This is a genomic window from Rhodopseudomonas palustris HaA2 (assembly GCF_000013365.1).
Taxonomy (GTDB): domain Bacteria; phylum Pseudomonadota; class Alphaproteobacteria; order Rhizobiales; family Xanthobacteraceae; genus Rhodopseudomonas; species Rhodopseudomonas palustris_J.
In genome coordinates this window covers 3835763-3852196 of sequence record NC_007778.1, presented here as the reverse complement: position 1 = coordinate 3852196, position 16434 = coordinate 3835763, and the positions used below count along the sequence as shown (strand labels likewise).

The 16434-nt window shown below is 65.1% G+C and carries 15 protein-coding genes; 9 read left to right on the top strand and 6 right to left on the bottom strand.

Going from position 1 to position 16434, the window contains the following annotated elements:
* Positions 1 to 42 precede the first annotated feature (42 nt).
* The 9 genes from RPB_RS17000 to RPB_RS16960 all read left to right on the top strand — a co-directional run bounded on the left by RPB_RS17000 (position 43) and on the right by RPB_RS16960 (position 9279).
* Positions 43 to 2010 carry an ABCB family ABC transporter ATP-binding protein/permease gene (locus RPB_RS17000; RefSeq protein WP_011442248.1) on the top strand — a complete coding sequence of 656 codons (1968 nt, stop codon included), beginning with the start codon at positions 43 to 45 and terminating at the stop codon, positions 2008 to 2010.
* A 48-nt stretch (positions 2011 to 2058) separates the two neighbouring features.
* Complete coding sequence (locus RPB_RS16995; protein ID WP_011442247.1) at positions 2059 to 2757, top strand: phosphatidylserine decarboxylase; 699 nt, start codon at positions 2059 to 2061, stop codon at positions 2755 to 2757.
* A 76-nt stretch (positions 2758 to 2833) separates the two neighbouring features.
* Positions 2834 to 3715 carry a CDP-diacylglycerol--serine O-phosphatidyltransferase gene (pssA, locus tag RPB_RS16990; RefSeq protein ID WP_011442246.1) on the top strand — a complete coding sequence of 294 codons (882 nt, stop codon included), beginning with the start codon at positions 2834 to 2836 and terminating at the stop codon, positions 3713 to 3715.
* A 132-nt stretch (positions 3716 to 3847) separates the two neighbouring features.
* Positions 3848 to 4567, top strand: coding sequence for an RraA family protein (locus RPB_RS16985; protein WP_011442245.1), 720 nt, complete (start codon positions 3848 to 3850; stop codon positions 4565 to 4567).
* Positions 4568 to 4783: 216 nt separating this feature from the next.
* On the top strand, positions 4784 to 5557 hold the full coding sequence (locus RPB_RS16980) for a motility protein A (protein ID WP_011442244.1): 774 nt from the start codon (positions 4784 to 4786) through the stop codon (positions 5555 to 5557).
* 30 nt (positions 5558 to 5587) lie between these two features.
* A complete protein-coding gene (locus tag RPB_RS16975; RefSeq protein WP_011442243.1) occupies positions 5588 to 6409 on the top strand; it encodes a flagellar motor protein MotB in 822 nt (273 codons plus the stop codon).
* Between the two features lie 258 nt (positions 6410 to 6667).
* Positions 6668 to 6994: a rhodanese-like domain-containing protein gene (locus RPB_RS16970; RefSeq protein WP_011442242.1), complete on the top strand. Its 327-nt coding sequence runs from the start codon at positions 6668 to 6670 to the stop codon at positions 6992 to 6994.
* Positions 6995 to 7001: 7 nt separating this feature from the next.
* Positions 7002 to 8156 carry an aminotransferase gene (locus RPB_RS16965; RefSeq protein ID WP_011442241.1) on the top strand — a complete coding sequence of 385 codons (1155 nt, stop codon included), beginning with the start codon at positions 7002 to 7004 and terminating at the stop codon, positions 8154 to 8156.
* Between the two features lie 7 nt (positions 8157 to 8163).
* Complete coding sequence (locus RPB_RS16960) at positions 8164 to 9279, top strand: polyamine ABC transporter substrate-binding protein (protein WP_011442240.1); 1116 nt, start codon at positions 8164 to 8166, stop codon at positions 9277 to 9279.
* 12 nt (positions 9280 to 9291) lie between these two features.
* On the opposite strand, the gene RPB_RS16955 is transcribed toward RPB_RS16960, so the two are convergent.
* From RPB_RS16955 to RPB_RS16930, 6 genes are all read right to left on the bottom strand, one after another.
* Positions 9292 to 11253, bottom strand: a complete 1962-nt coding sequence (locus tag RPB_RS16955; RefSeq protein ID WP_011442239.1) for a B12-binding domain-containing radical SAM protein — start codon at positions 11251 to 11253, stop codon at positions 9292 to 9294.
* A 209-nt stretch (positions 11254 to 11462) separates the two neighbouring features.
* Entirely contained in the window at positions 11463 to 12395 is a 933-nt protein-coding gene (locus RPB_RS16950; RefSeq protein WP_011442238.1) for a lipid A biosynthesis lauroyl acyltransferase, read from the bottom strand.
* On the bottom strand, positions 12395 to 13417 hold the full coding sequence (locus tag RPB_RS16945; RefSeq protein WP_011442237.1) for a zinc-binding dehydrogenase: 1023 nt from the start codon (positions 13415 to 13417) through the stop codon (positions 12395 to 12397). The genes RPB_RS16950 and RPB_RS16945 overlap by 1 nt, the downstream gene beginning before the upstream one ends.
* Positions 13418 to 13451: 34 nt before the next feature.
* Positions 13452 to 14732 (bottom strand): beta-ketoacyl-ACP synthase, encoded by a 1281-nt coding sequence (locus RPB_RS16940; RefSeq protein ID WP_011442236.1) that lies wholly within the window; start codon positions 14730 to 14732, stop codon positions 13452 to 13454.
* A 28-nt stretch (positions 14733 to 14760) separates the two neighbouring features.
* Positions 14761 to 15963 carry a beta-ketoacyl-ACP synthase gene (locus tag RPB_RS16935; RefSeq protein ID WP_011442235.1) on the bottom strand — a complete coding sequence of 401 codons (1203 nt, stop codon included), beginning with the start codon at positions 15961 to 15963 and terminating at the stop codon, positions 14761 to 14763.
* Positions 15956 to 16426, bottom strand: coding sequence for a 3-hydroxyacyl-ACP dehydratase FabZ family protein (locus tag RPB_RS16930; RefSeq protein ID WP_011442234.1), 471 nt, complete (start codon positions 16424 to 16426; stop codon positions 15956 to 15958). Before RPB_RS16930 ends, RPB_RS16935 begins: the two co-directional genes overlap by 8 nt.
* Positions 16427 to 16434 lie beyond the last annotated feature (8 nt).

Genomic DNA, 16434 nt, shown 5'->3' with positions numbered 1-16434 from the left:
CCGCGGCCGCGTCCCGGCGGCGGTCTGTTTCAGGCACGCTTGATGGCTCATCCACATTCGCATTCGCAAAGCGGCAGTCCTGCTGCGACTCCCGAGGACGCCGTCGCGCAGAAGGCGACGCTGGGCGGGACCCTGATGCATCTGTGGCCGTATATCTGGCCGGGCGACCGGTTCGACCTGAAGATGCGGGTGGCCTGGTCGGTGGTGTTGCTGCTCGTCGCCAAGGCGGCGACGCTGGTGGTCCCGTTCACGTTCAAATGGGCGACCGACGCGCTGACCGGCGCGGACACCGCACCGGTCGAACCCTCGAATTGGACGCTGTGGCTGCTGGCGTCGCCGCTGGCGCTGACGATGAGCTACGGCCTGACGCGGGTGCTGATGGCGGTGCTGACGCAGTGGCGCGACGGCATGTTCGCCCAGGTGGCGATGCATGCGGTGCGCAAGCTCGCCTATCGCACCTTCGTTCACATGCACGAATTGTCGCTGCGGTTTCACCTCGAGCGCAAGACCGGCGGCCTGACCCGCGTGCTGGAGCGCGGCCGGCTCGGCATCGAAGTCATCGTGCGGATGGTGATCCTGCAACTGGTGCCGACGATCATCGAGCTGACGCTGGTGATGGCGGTGCTGCTGTGGCAGTTCGACTGGCGCTATGTCGCGGTGATCATGGCCACTGTCGTCGTCTATATGTTCTACACCTACAAGGCGACCGAATGGCGGATCGAGATCCGCCGCCGGATGAACGATTCCGACAGCGACGCCAACCAGAAGGCGATCGACTCGCTGCTCAACTACGAGACCGTGAAGTATTTCGGCGCCGAGGAACGCGAGGCGAAGCGCTACGACAAGTCGATGGAGCGCTACGAAGGCGCCAGCGTCAGCACGTACACGTCGCTGGCGGTGCTCAATGCCGGGCAGGCGGTGATCTTCACCTTCGGCCTGACCGCGACGATGCTGATGTGCGCCGTCGGAATCCGCAATGGCACCAACACCGTCGGCGATTTCGTCATGATCAACGCGATGATGATTCAGTTCTATCAGCCGTTGAACTTCATGGGCATGGTGTATCGCGAGATCAAGCAGGCGATCATCGACATCGAGAAGATGTTCGCGGTGCTGTCGCGCAATCCAGAGGTCAAGGACAAGCCGGGCGCCGAGCCGCTGGTCGTCACCAACGGCACCGTGCATTTCGACGACGTCCGTTTCGCCTACGATCCGTCGCGGCCGATCCTGAAGGGCCTCAGCTTCGAGGTGCCGGCCGGCAAGACGGTCGCGATCGTCGGTCCGTCGGGCGCCGGCAAGTCGACGATCTCGCGGCTCCTGTTCCGGCTTTATGACGTATCCGGCGGCCATATCCGGATCGATGGTCAGGACATTCGTGACGTGACCCAGAATTCGTTGCGGGCTGCGATCGGCATGGTGCCGCAGGATACCGTCCTGTTCAACGACACCATCCGCTACAACATCCGCTATGGCCGTTGGGACGCCACCGACGAAGAGGTCGAGGAAGCGGCGAGGACGGCGCAGATCGATACGTTCATCAAGGCGTCGCCGAAGGGCTACGAGACCGAGGTCGGCGAGCGCGGGCTGAAATTGTCCGGCGGCGAAAAGCAGCGTGTCGCGATTGCGCGAACCGTTCTCAAGTCGCCGCCGATCCTCGTGCTGGACGAAGCCACTTCGGCGCTCGACAGCCACACCGAGCACGAAATCCAGGGCGCGCTGGAGCGTGTGTCACAGAACCGCACCTCGCTGGTGATCGCGCACCGGCTGTCGACCATTGTCGGCGCCGACGAGATCATCGTGCTCGATCAGGGCCGGATCTCCGAGCGCGGCACGCATGCTCAGCTGCTCGAACATGGCGGGCTCTATGCCAGCATGTGGAACAGGCAGCGCGAGGCCGAAGAGGCGCGCGAGCGTCTGGCGATGATCGGCGACGACGTCGTCCCGAACGATTCACCGGTTCGTTCGCCGGCGATCGACGACGATCTGGCAACTTCCGCGGCGGCGGAGTAATCGTGTTGCAGCTTTCGGCCACCCGTTTTTGAAGTCAGGGGACTTTCCATGTCCGTCGTCAATTCTATCCGCGCCCAGATCCCGCCGATTCATCGGGAAGGCTATCCGTTCATCGGCGCGTTCGCGCTCGCGACCCTGGTGCTGTTCCTGATCTGGGCCCCGCTCGGCTGGATCGGGACCGTGCTGACGATCTGGTGCCTGCTGTTCTTTCGCGATCCGGTGCGGGTGACGCCGGTGCGTGAAGGTCTGGTGGTGGCCCCGGCCGATGGCCGGGTGTCGATGGTGGTGCAGATCATTCCGCCGCCGGCGCTGGGGCTCGGCGACAAGCCGCTGCCGCGCGTCTCGATTTTCATGAGTGTGTTCAACTGCCATGTGAACCGCAGCCCGGTGGCCGGCCGGGTCGAGCGCATCATCTATTCGCCGGGCAAGTTCATCAACGCCGAGCTCGACAAGGCGAGCGAGGACAACGAGCGCAACTCGCTGGTGATCTCGACGCCGGCCGGGCAGATCGGCGTGGTTCAGATCGCCGGGCTGGTGGCGCGGCGGATCGTCGCGTTCGTCCGCGAGGGCCAGCCGCTGGCGGCCGGCGAGCGGTTCGGCCTGATCCGGTTCGGATCGCGGCTCGACGTTTACCTGCCGGAAGGCGCCAAGCCGCTAGTGTCCGAAGGGCAGACGGCGATCGCCGGCGAAACCGTGCTGGCGGATTTCAGCCTCGGCGACGGTGGCCGGACCTATCGGGCCGATTGACGCTGTCGGGGGTGTCGGCCTGAAGGCTGCCATGATGGCGGCCGAGGATGAGGATTGCGAGATCAGGGCGATGCCGATGCAGTATGACGAGACCCCACCCGAGATGCCGCGCCGTCGGTTCGGTCCGATTCCGGTGCGGATGCTGGTGCCCAACGTCATCACCCTGCTGGCGATCTGCGCGGGCCTGACGGCGATCCGGCTGTCGACCGAAGGCCGGATGGAACTCGCGGTGGCGGCGATCGTCTTCGCTGCGGTGCTCGACGGCATCGACGGCCGCGTCGCGCGGATGATCAAGGGCCAGTCGAAATTCGGCGCTGAGCTCGACAGCCTGGCGGATTTCGTCAATTTCGGCGTGGCGCCGGGCCTGATCCTGTATTTCTGGCAGCTCCATGATCTCAACAATGTCGGCTGGATCGCGGCGATGGTGTTCGCGATCAGCGGCGGCCTGCGGCTGGCGCGCTTCAACGCCACCATGGACGATCCGAACAAGCCGGCCTTTGCGGCCAATTTCTTCACCGGCGTGCCCGCGCCCGCCGGCGCCATCACGGTTCTGCTGCCGGTGTACATGGCGTTCCTCGGCGCGCCGACGCCGCCCGCGGTGCTGACGGCGCTGTACACGTTGCTGATCGCCTTCCTGATGGTATCGCGGCTACCGGTGTTCTCCGGCAAGACGGTGAAGATGCGTGTCGCGCCCGAGATGGTGCTGCCGCTGTTCGTCTCCGTGGTGCTGTTCATCGCTTTGCTGATCGGCTACCCGTGGCACATCCTGTCGGCCTGCTCGGTGCTGTATCTGCTCAGCCTGCCGCTCGGCTGGCGGTCCTATCGCGATCACCAGCGCGCTGCCGCCGCGCAGGAATCGCCGTCACCATCATCCTCGCCGGCACCGGCCGGCGCCAAGCCGACCCTGGTGGTCCCGGAGACGGCCGCGAAAGACGATCGGCCGAATCGCCTGAACTGATCAGCTCGGCTGCACTGCCATGCGGCGGCGCATCTTGGGCGCGCGCGCCGATTTCGCTATAGGCATGAGCGTTCGCCGCTGTGAACGGCCTCCGCGACGAGATGGCCGATGTGGCGACGCTGGAGGAAACCCGTGTCCCAATCCGAAACCGGACTGCTGCCCGCAGCCGTGCTCGAAGCGCTGGCGCGCTACGACACCCCGACGATCTGCAACGCGATGGAGATCGTCGCGCCGGAGCGCCGCGCGATCGGCTTCACGACGCGCCCGCTGATCTGTCCGTTTCCGCAATTGCCGCCGATCGTCGGCTATGCGCGCACCGCGACCATTCGCGCCACGGTCGCTTCGGGACTGCCCGCGACCGAGCAGCAGGCGCGGCGGATGGCGTACTACGAATATGTCGGCTCCGGGCAGGGGCCGCGTATCAGCGTGATCCAGGACATCGATGGACCCGACGCCGGATTCGGCGCGTTCTGGGGCGAGGTCAACAGCGCCGTGCATCAGGCGCTGGGATGCCTCGGCGTGATCACCGACGGCTCGATTCGCGACATCCCGCAATGGGCGCCGGGCTTCCAAGCGCTCGCCGGTTCGATCGCTCCGTCGCACGGCCACGTCCATGTCACCGGCTTCGCCGCGGAGATCCGCGTCGCCGGGATGACGGTGCGCGACGGCGACCTGATCCACGCCGACAGCCACGGCGCGATCGTGATTCCGCATCACCTCGCGGACAAGCTGCCGGCGGCGGCCGACCTCTGCGGGCGGCGCGAGGTGCCGATCCTCGCGATCGCCCGCGATCCGTCGTTTTCGCTGCAGCGGCTACGCGAGGCGCTGATCCGCTCCGGGGAGATTCACTGAGTCCCAGTGTCCTGAATGGTTATCAGGAGGTTGACGTCGCGCGCGACGGCTCGTCCAACGGTAAGTGGACATCGTTCGCCGCAACGCGCTCCGACGCGACGCTTAACCTTTACGCGTCTTTAATGGCGGCTGACTACGGTGAAGCCGCGCAGCGCAGAATGCGTTGCGCCGCCGTCAGCGCGGGCTGGCGCGCGCGTGCGCGTGTCGGAGTACAAGATGGATATCGCCACACTTATCGGCCTGATCGCGGGCGCCGTCGTCGTGTCGTCGCTCATTCTGATGGGCGGCAATTTCGGAATGTTCTACGACATCCATGCCGTGATCGTCATTTTCGGCGGTTCGTTTGCGGCGACTCTGATCCGCTTTCCTTTGTCGGCGATGCTGCACGGCCTGCCGCTCGGTGCCAAATTCGCCTTCACGATGAGCAACCTGTCGGCTCGCGACCTGGTCGACGAACTGGCCCGGATCGCCGAAATCGCCCGTAAATCCGGGCCGGTGGGGCTGGAAAAAGTCGAAGCCGACGACCCGTTTCTGGCGAAGGGCATCCGCTACGTCGCCGACGGCTACGACCTCGAATTCATCCGCGACAATCTCGAGCGCGATCGCGACAACTTCCTGCTGCATCTCAACGAGGGTTCGAAGATCTATCGCGCGATCGGCGACTGCGCGCCGGCGTTCGGCATGATCGGCACGCTGCTCGGCATGGTGCAGATGTTCTCCAACATGCAGGACCCGTCGAAGCTCGGCCCGTTCATGGCGGTCGCGCTGCTGGCGACGCTCTACGGGGCCGTGGTGGCGAACCTTGTCTGTCTTCCGATCGCCGACAAGCTGCACGGCAAGCTGGTCGACGAGGAGACCAATCGCACGCTGATCATCGACGGAATCCTGATGATCCGGGACTCCAAGAGTCCAACTCTGGTCAGAGAAATGCTGCTCGCTTATCTGCCCGAAAAGCACCGTCACGAAGAAGACGAAGGCGTGCCGGCCTAATCGGAGACGACAGCAGCCGGAAAGCGCGCCATGGCAAAGAAGAAGCGGGAGGAGGCACACGGCGGTCACGGCTGGTTCGTGACCTTCGCCGATCTGATGGCGCTGCTGCTGGCGTTCTTCGTGATGCTGACCGCGTTCTCGACTCAGGACAAGGACAAGCTGAAGGTCGTCGCGGGCTCGATGCGCGAAGCGTTCGGCGTCCAGTCCGACGCCCGCTATTCCGGCATCATCGAAAATGACGGCCTGCCGACCCGTGGCAAGGTCAAGAACACCGAACACGTCAATCCCGAATTGTCGACCGCCAAGCCGTCGCCCGGCGAGGTGTCTAAAGACGAGGGCATCCACACCAAGGAGGAGCGCGAATTCGCGCTCGCCTCGGCCTCGCTGCGACAGGCTCTGCAGGACATGCCGGAAATCTCCGAGCTTTCGAAGAACGTGATGTTCGAAGAGACCAAGCAGGGACTCAACCTGGAGATCATGGACCAGGACGGTCGCGCGATGTTCGCCGACGGCTCCAAGGCTCCGTTCGAGCGCACGCGAAGGCTGCTCCAGAGCCTCGCCGGGCCGCTGCGCGCGACCCCGCTGCGGATCACCATCGCCGGCCACACCTCGGCAGGGTTGATGCCGGCGCGAAGCGACTACAATGGCTTCGACCTGTCCGCGGACCGCGCCAATGCAGTGCGTCAGATCCTCGAACGGGAAGGGGTTCCGACCTCGCATTTCTTTGCGGTCACCGGCCGGTCCGATACCCAGCCGTTGTTTCCCGAGGACCCCGCGATCGCCGCCAACCGCCGGGTGACCATCACGCTGATGCGGGAGAGCCCGGCGCTGCCGCCGGGATTGAAGCCCTGATCCGGCGATCCGGACAGCGGGCGTGTGGTCTGGCCGGGGCCAGGCCGCCAGCCTGACCGGCGCGATCCGGCCGCCGCGTTCGACCAATGGGGCGGTGCATTTTCGGCGCCGGCGGACTATCCACCCGGAATGACCGCACTCGTTTTCCGAAGCTTGATTTTCCTCGCGCTAGGCGCGACTTTGGCGACGCAATGGCCGAGCGTCGTTCTCGTTGTTGCACTATTGGGTCCAGGCAGTGCAATTGCGGGAGAAACGAGAGTGGTAGGCCAGGTTGAGGATTTGACGCCGCAGGACGTCGCCAAAGGGGTCGCAGAGGGACGTTATCTGCTGGTCGACGTCCGCGAGCCGAACGAAGTGGCGGCGGAAGCCTATCCGGACGCGGTGGTGGTTCCGCTGTCGAGCTTCGATCCGCGCCAGATCCCCGATCCGAGCGGCAAGCAGGTCGTGTTCGCCTGCCGCTCGGGTAAGCGCTCGGTGACGGCCTCTCAGGCGGCGCAGATGTCAGGGCTCGCCTACAACAAGCATCTCGCCGGCGGCATCCTCGGATGGAAGGCGGCAGGCCTGCCGACCAAGCCGGGCGGCTGATCGCGCGATGAACAGGGTCTTCGCCGATCTGCCCGTCACCGTGTTCGAGGCGATGTCGCAGCTCGCACGCGACAACAACGCGATCAATCTCGGCCAGGGGTTTCCGGACGATCCGGGGCCGGAGGACATCCGCCGGGCCGCGGCCGACGCGGTGCTGAACGGCTACAACCAATATCCCTCGATGATGGGGATCCCGGAACTGCGGCAGGCGATCGCCACCCATTACGGGCATTGGCACGGCGTCGCGCTCGACCCGATGACCGAGGTGATGGTGACCTCCGGCGCCACCGAGGCGCTGGCCAGCGCCATTCTCTCGGTGGTCTCGCCGGGCGATGAAGTCATCGTGTTTCAGCCGGTGTACGATTCCTACCTGCCGATTATCCGGCAGGCGGGCGGCATTCCGCGCCTGGTCCGGCTCGAGCCGCCGCACTGGCGGATCACCGAGGAGGCGTTGCGCCGGGTCTTCAACGCCAAGACCAAGGCGATCGTCTTCAACAACCCGCTCAATCCCGCCGCGGTCGTCTATCCGCGCGAGGATCTCGAACTGTTGGCGCGGTTCTGCCAGGAGTACGACGCCGTCGCCATCTGCGACGAGGTGTGGGAACACGTCACCTTCGATGGCCTCAGCCACATCCCGCTGATTGCGATCGAGGGCATGCGCGACCGCACGATCAAGATCGGCTCGGCCGGCAAGATCTTCTCTTTGACCGGCTGGAAGGTCGGTTTCGTCTGCGCGGCGCCGCCGCTGTTGCGGGTGGCGGCCAAGGTGCATCAGTTCCTCGCCTTCACCACGGCGCCCAATCTGCAGGTCGCGGTCGCCTACGGGCTCGGCAAATGCGACGACTACTTTTTGCAGATGCGCAAGGACCTGGCGCGAAGCCGCGACCGGCTGGCGCGGGGCCTGTCGAGCATCGGCTTCCCGGTGATCCGGTCGCAGGGCACGTACTTCCTCACCGTCGATCTGTCGCCGCTCGGCCTCAACGAGACCGACGAGGTGTTCTGCAAGCGGATCGTCAACGACTACAAGGTCGCCGCGATTCCGGTGTCGGCATTCTACGAGGAGGAGCCGGTCACTTCGGTGGTGCGGTTCTGTTTCGCCAAACAGGATCAGACGCTCGACACCGCGCTCGAGCGGCTGTCGGATGCGGTGCACAGGCGTTAGGACTTCGATGATGCGGAACGATCTCCTTCGACGGCTGCGATTCGTCGGCGCGACGCTGGGGCTTTCGGCGAGCCTCGCCGTGCCGGCGCTGGCGCAGGATCGCGTGGTCAATTTCTACAACTGGTCGAACTACGTCGCGCCCGGCGTACTCGAGGAGTTCACCCGCGAAACCGGGATCAAGGTGATCTACGACACCTTCGACGGCAACGAGACGCTGGAGACCAAGCTGCTCGCCGGCAAATCCGGCTACGACGTCGTCGTGCCGACCGCGTATTTCCTGCAGCGCCAGATCGGCGCGAAGGTGTTCCAGAAGCTCGACCCGACGAAGCTGCCCAACCTGAAGAACGCCTGGGACGTGGTGACGAAGAAGCTGGCGCTGTACGATCCCGGCAATCACTATGCGGCCAACTACATGTGGGGGACCACCGGCATCGGCTACAATGTCGGCGCAGTGAAGCGCATTCTCGGCGAGGGTGCGGTGATCGACAGCTGGGACATCGTGTTCAAGCCGGAGAATCTGGCGAAGTTCAAGGAGTGCGGCGTCCAGATGCTGGATTCCGCCGACGACATCCTGCCGGCGGCGCTGACCCGTCTCGGCCTCGATCCGAACTCGACCAAGCAGCCGGATCTGGAGAAGGCCGCCGATGCCGTCGCCAAGGTGCGGCCGTCGGTGCGGAAGTTTCACTCGTCGGAATATCTCAACGCGCTCGCCACCGGCGAAATCTGCCTCGTCGTCGGCTGGTCCGGCGATATCAAGCAGGCGCAGGCGCGGGCGACCGAAGCCAACAACGGCGTCGAAATCGGCTACGCGATCCCGAAAGAAGGAGCGCAGATGTTCTTCGACAATCTGGCTATCCCGGCGGACGCCAAGAACGTCGCCGAGGCGCACGAATTGATCAACTTCCTGTTTCGCCCCGAGATCGCCGCCCGCAATTCCGACTTCCTGTCCTACGCCAACGGCAACAAAGCCAGCCAGGAATTCGTCAACCCGCGTATCTTGAACGACAAGACGATCTATCCGGACGAAGCGATGCAGGCGCGCCTGTTCGTCATCACCGCGCGCGACGCGGCGACGCAGCGCGTGATCAACCGGCTGTGGACGCGGGTGAAGACCGGGCGGTGAAACCGTCCCTGGTCAGGCAGTCCCCGCCATGTCCCGCGCCGACGCTTCGCGAACGACGGGCTTTCCGAGGTCGCGCAGATCAATCGTTCCCGGGAGCGCGTGATCGGAAGGCTTGTCGCCGACGCCGCGCATTGGGATCGGACTGACGGGAGCCCGGTCGTATCGCTGAATATCATCGCGAAACAGCCGCCATGCCCATCCCGCCGTTCGGCGGTAGGTTTGGATCAGCCCGATCATGCCGTAGATCTGCGCGCCGGCATCGATCAGATGAGCCCGTGCTCTGAGTTCGGCGCGGCGAAGCATCTTCTTCGCGGCCGAGTAATCCTCGACCTCTTCTGCCGGCCTGGTTTCCGCGCTCGAGAACACCCCCGCCGACTTCGAGAAGATCAGCGCGCTCAGAAAGCGAACAGGATTGAAGAAGTAGGTGTAGGCGAGCAGCAGATTCATCTGCTTGAGCCAAGGCCGGGCGTGTTTCGAGGCGACGACATAATTGCCGTCCATGATGTGCGGCTCGACCGCGACATCGCCCGCCTTGCTGAAAGCCATCCCCGAATCGAACACGTTCTCGTACCATTTCGATCCGGGCGCCGGCGTCAGCATCATCACTTGCGTGGTGATCGATCCCGCCTTGCGCAACAACCTGATCTGGTTGATGAGACCGTAGTTCGATTTCCAGGTCACCAGCGGCTGGCTGTCGTGATGCATCATCATCGGCATCGGCAGAATGTTGTTTTCCCGCAGCAATCGGAACGCGAGTTCGGTCTTGTCCTTGTCTTGCGCCTTCTTGACCAGCGTCGCGGTCATGTCCTCGACGCCGAGCCAGACTGCTGCGAAACCGGCGTCGCGGATCAGCGGCAGGTGATCGCGCATTCCGACCGTGTCGTGCACCGTGACTTCCGTTCCGATCCTGATCTTGCAGAACGGTCGGCCGGCCCGGGCTTTGCGGGCCAGGGTCCCGGCGATATCAAGCGTGCGTTTGGTGTTGTTGAAGAAATTGTCGTCGGCGCCGAAGAAATTATAGAGGCCGAAGGTGGTGGCGATCTGCCCGATTTCCTCAGCGATGCGCTCACCGCTCTTGGCCCGGAACTGCGACTGGTTGTAGGCAGGTATCGGACAGTAGGAGCAACGAAACTTGCAGCCGGCCGTCATGACGATCCCGGCGATCGGGCTGAACTTCCTCACACGATTGGCGGGCAAGGCATGGCTCGCCAGCGTCGTCTCGTTGCTCGGCGTCTCCAGCAGTTTGTAGCCGTGGACCGAGTCGGGAAGTTCATCGAGATCGCCGAGCAGGCGCTGGACGCCGGTGTCGATCAGTTCCTCGATCGGTCCGCCGCGCGGCGCGCTGCGCGCGTAGACGATCCCCGCGACGTGGTCGAGGGCGCCGCTATCGCGCGCGCGGGCGAACACCGAGCGCATCGATTCGCCGCCCGCGCGCATCGACAGCAGCACTTCCAGCAATTCCAGAAAAACAAACTCTTCGCCGGTGACGGCGACGTCCGCGGCCCAGTTCGCGTTCGGGTCTGCACCGAAGACGTGCCAGGGCTCGTAGCGGATCCGCGGACCGCCCACGATGATCAGCGGGCGCTTGTCCGGCTCGATCCGGCAGGCCTCCCGGATCAGTCGGTCGCACTCCGCCGAATGCAGATGCATGCTCGAAACCAGGAACAGATCCGGAATGCGGCCATCAAGGCGCATGTGCAACGGGCTGAAATTGCGATTCCACTGCTGGAGGACGATCCGCGTTTTGTCGAAGCCGACGTCCACGAGCGCCGACCCGATCGCCCGCACGCCGCCGGGGGCCATCCGCGTATCGGCAAGAATGAAGGGAAGGACCCTCGTTCTGTGATCAAAGGCACTGACGATGACGGTCGTCAGGTCGTGGCTTCCGGAAAGATGTCGCAGCCGCTCCCGCAGAGCCAGCATCTTGCCGGGGGCCAATAGTTCGTCACCACGGGCACGCCTTGGCAGTTCCATGTAATGCCTCGTTCGTCGCCGACGCCCTGATCATGTCAGTGTGAGATCAATGCACGACCGGGTCAAGTTGACGACCAGCGGTTGGAACTTCGCAGGCTGAGCGGCGGCGCTCCTCCGGAAGCACCGCGCGTACCTATTCAAGACCTTTCGCAAAGCAGCGAGGTCGCTGATGGTGAGGCAGTGTGTCGCACCGGAACGACCGGCGACAGCTACCGCCAACGCCGATGCAGCCACAACCACTGCTCCGGCGTTTCGCGCACCCAGCCTTCAATCACCGAGGTTACCGCCTGCATCGTGCCCTGAATGTCGATCTGCCCGGATTCGTCGCGCACGGGCTGAATCTGTTCGGTGAGCTCGGCGCGGAAACGGTGTCCGGGCAGGCGGATGACGCGGGCGCCGTGCAGCGGGCAGTCGATCTGGCGCAGAAGTCGCGCCAGCATCGGATTGGCTTTGCAAGTGCGGCCGAAGAAGGTGACGTCGACGCCGCGGGAGTAATGCTGATCGACCAGCATGCCGACGTGTTTGCCGTCCTGCAACGCCTGCGCCAGCTTGAACGGCGCGGTGCCGCCGGCGGCGACGAGCTGGCCCATCTTGACCGAGCGGATGTCTTCGACGATGCGATCGGCCGCCTTGATGTTCGGGCGGCGATACAGCACCGCGGTGTCGAGCCCGTGTGCGACGGCGGCGACCGCGGGTAGTTCCCAATTGCCGAGGTGGCTGGCGAAGATCAGCGCCGGCTTGCCGTCGGTGCGCAGCTGCTCGAACAGCTCGAGCGAGCGCGGCGTCACTTCGATCCGGCTTTGATCCGGATGCTCGGGGTCGTAGTCCCAGACCGAATCCAGATGCGCGAACTCGGCGCCGGAGCGGCCGAGATTGTCCCAGACGCCGGCGAGGATCGTGTCGATCTCCTCGGCTGATTTCTCCGGGAAGGCGGCGGTGAGATTGGCGCGGCCGATGCGCTGCTCGGGCAGTCGCTGGCCGAGCTTGCGCACCAGGGCGCCGAAGAAGTCAGCGGTCTTGGTCGGATCGAATCTCCGCGCCAGGTGCAGCGCGCCGATCGCCGCCGAGCCGGCGATAGTGCCTGCGGCGGTCTTGGCTGCGCGTTGCGCACGCAGCTTGGCGCGGAGCAGGTGTAGTTTCATCAGAAGTGGACGATGATCTTGCCGAACACCTGGCGGCTTTCCATCCGCTTCAGTGCGGCGCCGACGTCGTCGAGTGGCACCTCGGTGTCGATCACCGGCAGCATCCCCGCGGCCATCTTGTCGAGGCTTTCGGCGATGTTCTTCATCGTCGCGCCGAACGAGCCGAAGATGCGGTATTGTTGCTGGAACAGCTGCATCAGGTTGATGGTCGCGGTCGGGCCCGAGGTCGAGCCGCAGGTCACGAGCCGGCCGCCGCGCTTCATCACCAGCAGCGAGCCGTTGAAGGTGTCGGCGCCGACGTGTTCGAACACGACGTCAACGCCCTTCTTCTTGGTGATCTTTCGGGTCTCGTGCTCGAAGCGGTGGTTGCGGTAGTTGATCACGTAGTCCGCGCCGAGCTTCTTGACGCCTTCGATCTTGCTGTCGTCGCCGACCGTGGTGATCACGGTGCAGCCGATCGCCTTGGCCATCATGATCGCGACGGTGCCGATGCCCGAGCCACCGGCATGCACCAGAATGGTTTCGCCGGGCTGCAGTTTGGCGTTGTCGAACAGCATGTGCTGCACGGTGGAGAACGCGATCGGCGCGCAGGCGGCGTCGCGCAGGCTCACGCTGTCCGGCACCGGGATCACCAGCCGAGCCGGGATGTTCATCAGTTCACGCGCGAATCCGTCGACGTGGAAGCCGATCAGTCCGCCGACATTCTCACAGAAATTATCGCGGCCTTCGAGGCAGGCCTTGCAGTGACCGCAGGTCAGCGCGCCGTACATCACGACCTTCTGGCCTGGCGCAAAGCGCGTCACGCCGTCGCCGACCGCCTCGATTGTGCCCGACGCTTCGGCGCCGACCACGATCGGCAGCTTGCGCTTGACGAACGCCATGCCGCGATAGCCCCAGACGTCGATGTGGTTGAGCGCGACCGCGGCGACGCGGATCTGCACCTCGCCGGCCGCGGGCGGCGGCGGCGGCGGCAGATCGGAGACCGCGAGATCGCGGTCGGCAACGAGAGTGAGCGCGCGCATGTATCGTGTCCGAAACAGTTGTGTTCTGGCGCGGCTAGACCGGCTCGCGCGTCAGAATCAGGGAAGCGTTCTGGCCGCCGAACCCGAACGAGTTCGACATCACCGCGGTGACGCGGGCGTCGCGCGCCTTGTTCGGCACCACGTCGAGCGGGATCGCCGGGTCGGGCACGTCGTAGTTGATGGTCGGCGGGATTCGCTGATGCTCGAGCGTCAGCAGCGAGAAGATCGCCTCGACCGCACCGGCGGCGGACAGTGTGTGGCCGACCATCGACTTGTTCGAGGACACCGGAATCGTCGAGGCGCGTTCGCCGAACATCGCGGAGATGCCGTTGTATTCCATCTTGTCGTTTTCGGGCGTGCCGGTGCCGTGGGCATTGATGTAGTCGATCTGCTCGACGCCGAGGCCGGCGTCGGCGAGCGTCTTCTTGATGCAGCCGATGATCGGCTTGCCGTCGGGGCTCGAGCGGGTGCGGTGAAACGAGTCGGCGAGTTCGCCGCAGCCGGCGACGACGCCGAGAATCGCCGCGCCGCGCGCCACGGCGGATTGGTAGCTTTCCAGCACCAGCGCGCCGGCGCCTTCCGCCATCACGAAGCCGTCGCGATTCTTGGCGAACGGCTTTGCAGAGGCCTGCGGCGGATCGTTCTGGGTCGACAGCGCCGACAGCAGCGAGAAGCGGATCAGCGCTTCGGCGTTGACCGAGCCGTCGGTCGCGACGCACAAAGCGGCGTCGGCCTCGCCGCGGCGGATCGCTTCGACGCCGAGCTGGATCGCGCTCGCGCCCGAGGCGCATGCGGTCGACAGCGAGATCGGCGAGCCCTTGGTGCCGAACGTTTCGGCGAGATGATCGGCGACCGATCCGAACAGGAAGCGGTGGTGATAGTTGGCGAAGCGTCCGCCGCCGCTGACGCGGAGCAGGGCGTCGTAGTCGATCGCGGTGTTGGCGCCGGTGGCGCGCGCCAGTTCCTGCCGCGGCTGCCACTCCAGTTCGACCGGCGCCACCGCGAGAAACAGCGGGCCGGGGAAGTCGCCCTTGCGGCCGATGCCGGCCTGCGCGATCGCTTCCTCGGTGGCGATGTCGGCGAGCTTCTCGCCGAGCACCGTGGAGGAGAACGGCTCGACCGGGACGAAGTCCACGGTGCCGGCCATCGTCGTCTTGAGGCCGTCGATCGGAAACCGGGTGATGGTGCGGATGCCGGATTCGCCCGCCGTGAGCTTGGCCCAATTGTCGGTCTTGCCGGCGCCGAGTGATGTAACCACGCCCATGCCGGTGACGACCACGATCGGCCTGCCGAATTTGTCGTGCGTCGCGGTCATCGCGTCCCCCTCGCTCGGTCGACCGAGCTCACCGAATGGCCTCGACCAGTGCCATGCCTTCGCCGCGCCAATGGCCGGCGCCGACCACCACAATCTGGTCCGGGGCTGTCGAGGTTTCAATCTCCAGCCCGCTGGGATCGTTCGCCGGAAACAGCGCGCCGCGTGACAGCGCCAGCGCCGCGAGCGCGATCCCGAGCGGAAACTGCGCTTCCATGACGTGCCCGAACGCCGTGCCCGTCGCGCGGATCGGATGAGCGCCATGCGCCCGCAGGAACGCGGCTTCTTCCGCCGTCGCCGGCTCAGCGCCGGTCGCGCCGGTGATGATCGCGGCGTTGTCGTGCAACGGGCCGAGCTGCGTCCACAGCTTGTCCATCGAAGCGGTGACGTCGCCCGGCGCGCGCCGGCGCGACATGTCGGCGACGACATTGCTCAGCCGCGCATAGGGCTTGGCGCCGCGCGCCTGCGCATGCGCCTTCGACTCGATCACCAGGAACGCAGCACCGGAGCCGAGCGCGAAACCGCCTTTGGGGCCGCGCGAAAACACCGGCGCGTGGTTGTGCTTGAGGTTGAAGTCGCCGAACTCGTAGAGCATCAGCAGATCTTTGCGCTCGCCGTTCTGCGCGGCGCCGATCAGCGCGATGTCGCTCTGCCCGGCGGCGATGCGCGCCAGCGCGATCCTTGCGGCGTCGACGCCGGCTTCCTCCTCGCCCATGAAGGTGCGCGACGAACCGGTGACGCCGTGCACGATGGCGATATTGCCCGCGAGCAGATTGGAGAGCTGCGCCAGAAACAACGTCGGCCGCAGATCGTTCATCAGCCGTTCGTTCAGTGCGCCGGGCGGCGTATCGCCGTGGGCCTCGGAGTTCAACACCGCGGAGTCGACCGAAAGATCGCGCTCGCCGCCGCCGGCGGCGACGATCATGTCGGTCCGCGACAGGATCTCGGTGTTGCCCTTGATGCCCGCTGAATCCAGCGCGAGGCCGGCCGCATAGGTGCCGATCCGCTGCCAGGCTTCCATCTGGCGCTGATCGCCCTTCTTTGGAATCTGCTTGTCGAAACTCAGCGGCGCCAGCGGGTGCACGATGTAGGGCGCAAAGCCGGTGGTATCGACGTTGACGCGGCGCTCCGCCAGCGCGTCCCAATGCGCGTCGAGGCCTTCAGCCAGCGAAGTCGCGAGTCCGATGCCGGTGATCCAGGCTTCCACAGGTTGTTTGTGCGACGTCTCAGCCATGGATCATCTGCTCCGGAAATCCGATCTGTCTGGCCATCGTCTCCATGTGCCCGCGCAGATCCGGATGCGGAAAGGGCACATGGCGGAAGGTCAGCGCCGCGTTGCACGCCAGCTTGCCGCCGCTTCTGATGTTCGCTTCGGTCATGGTGTAGCCTGAGCCCTCGTGGACCACCGTGGCATCGACAGAGAGCATCTCGCCGGGCGTGACGAAGCTGCGCATCTTGGCTTCCTTGACCGCCGCCAGGAACGGCATGCGTTGGAACTGCATCAGTGCGATCAGCAGCCAGCCGGAGGTCTGCGCCATCGTTTCGATCAGCAACACGCCCGGCATCAGCGGATAGCCGGGGAAATGACCCTCGAAGATGGTGCTCGTCTGCGGCACCAGCGCTTCGACCGTGATGCTGCGCTGCTCGAGACGAAGGTCGGCGATCCGATCGATCAGATGGAAATATTCGAGGTTCATCGCGGGCG

What these genes read in the sequence shown, in the direction of transcription:
- RPB_RS17000 (WP_011442248.1), top strand. Translation starts at nt 43, where the DNA reads ATGGCTCATCCACATTCGCATTCGCAAAGCGGCAGTCCTGCTGCGACT.
- RPB_RS16995 (WP_011442247.1), top strand. Translation starts at nt 2,059, where the DNA reads ATGTCCGTCGTCAATTCTATCCGCGCCCAGATCCCGCCGATTCATCGG.
- pssA (WP_011442246.1), top strand. Translation starts at nt 2,834, where the DNA reads ATGCAGTATGACGAGACCCCACCCGAGATGCCGCGCCGTCGGTTCGGT.
- RPB_RS16980 (WP_011442244.1), top strand. Translation starts at nt 4,784, where the DNA reads ATGGATATCGCCACACTTATCGGCCTGATCGCGGGCGCCGTCGTCGTG.
- RPB_RS16975 (WP_011442243.1), top strand. Translation starts at nt 5,588, where the DNA reads ATGGCAAAGAAGAAGCGGGAGGAGGCACACGGCGGTCACGGCTGGTTC.
- RPB_RS16965 (WP_011442241.1), top strand. Translation starts at nt 7,002, where the DNA reads ATGAACAGGGTCTTCGCCGATCTGCCCGTCACCGTGTTCGAGGCGATG.
- RPB_RS16960 (WP_011442240.1), top strand. Translation starts at nt 8,164, where the DNA reads ATGATGCGGAACGATCTCCTTCGACGGCTGCGATTCGTCGGCGCGACG.
- RPB_RS16955 (WP_011442239.1), bottom strand. Translation starts at nt 11,253, where the DNA reads ATGGAACTGCCAAGGCGTGCCCGTGGTGACGAACTATTGGCCCCCGGC.
- RPB_RS16950 (WP_011442238.1), bottom strand. Translation starts at nt 12,395, where the DNA reads ATGAAACTACACCTGCTCCGCGCCAAGCTGCGTGCGCAACGCGCAGCC.
- RPB_RS16945 (WP_011442237.1), bottom strand. Translation starts at nt 13,417, where the DNA reads ATGCGCGCGCTCACTCTCGTTGCCGACCGCGATCTCGCGGTCTCCGAT.
- RPB_RS16940 (WP_011442236.1), bottom strand. Translation starts at nt 14,732, where the DNA reads ATGACCGCGACGCACGACAAATTCGGCAGGCCGATCGTGGTCGTCACC.
- RPB_RS16935 (WP_011442235.1), bottom strand. Translation starts at nt 15,963, where the DNA reads ATGGCTGAGACGTCGCACAAACAACCTGTGGAAGCCTGGATCACCGGC.
- RPB_RS16930 (WP_011442234.1), bottom strand. Translation starts at nt 16,426, where the DNA reads ATGAACCTCGAATATTTCCATCTGATCGATCGGATCGCCGACCTTCGT.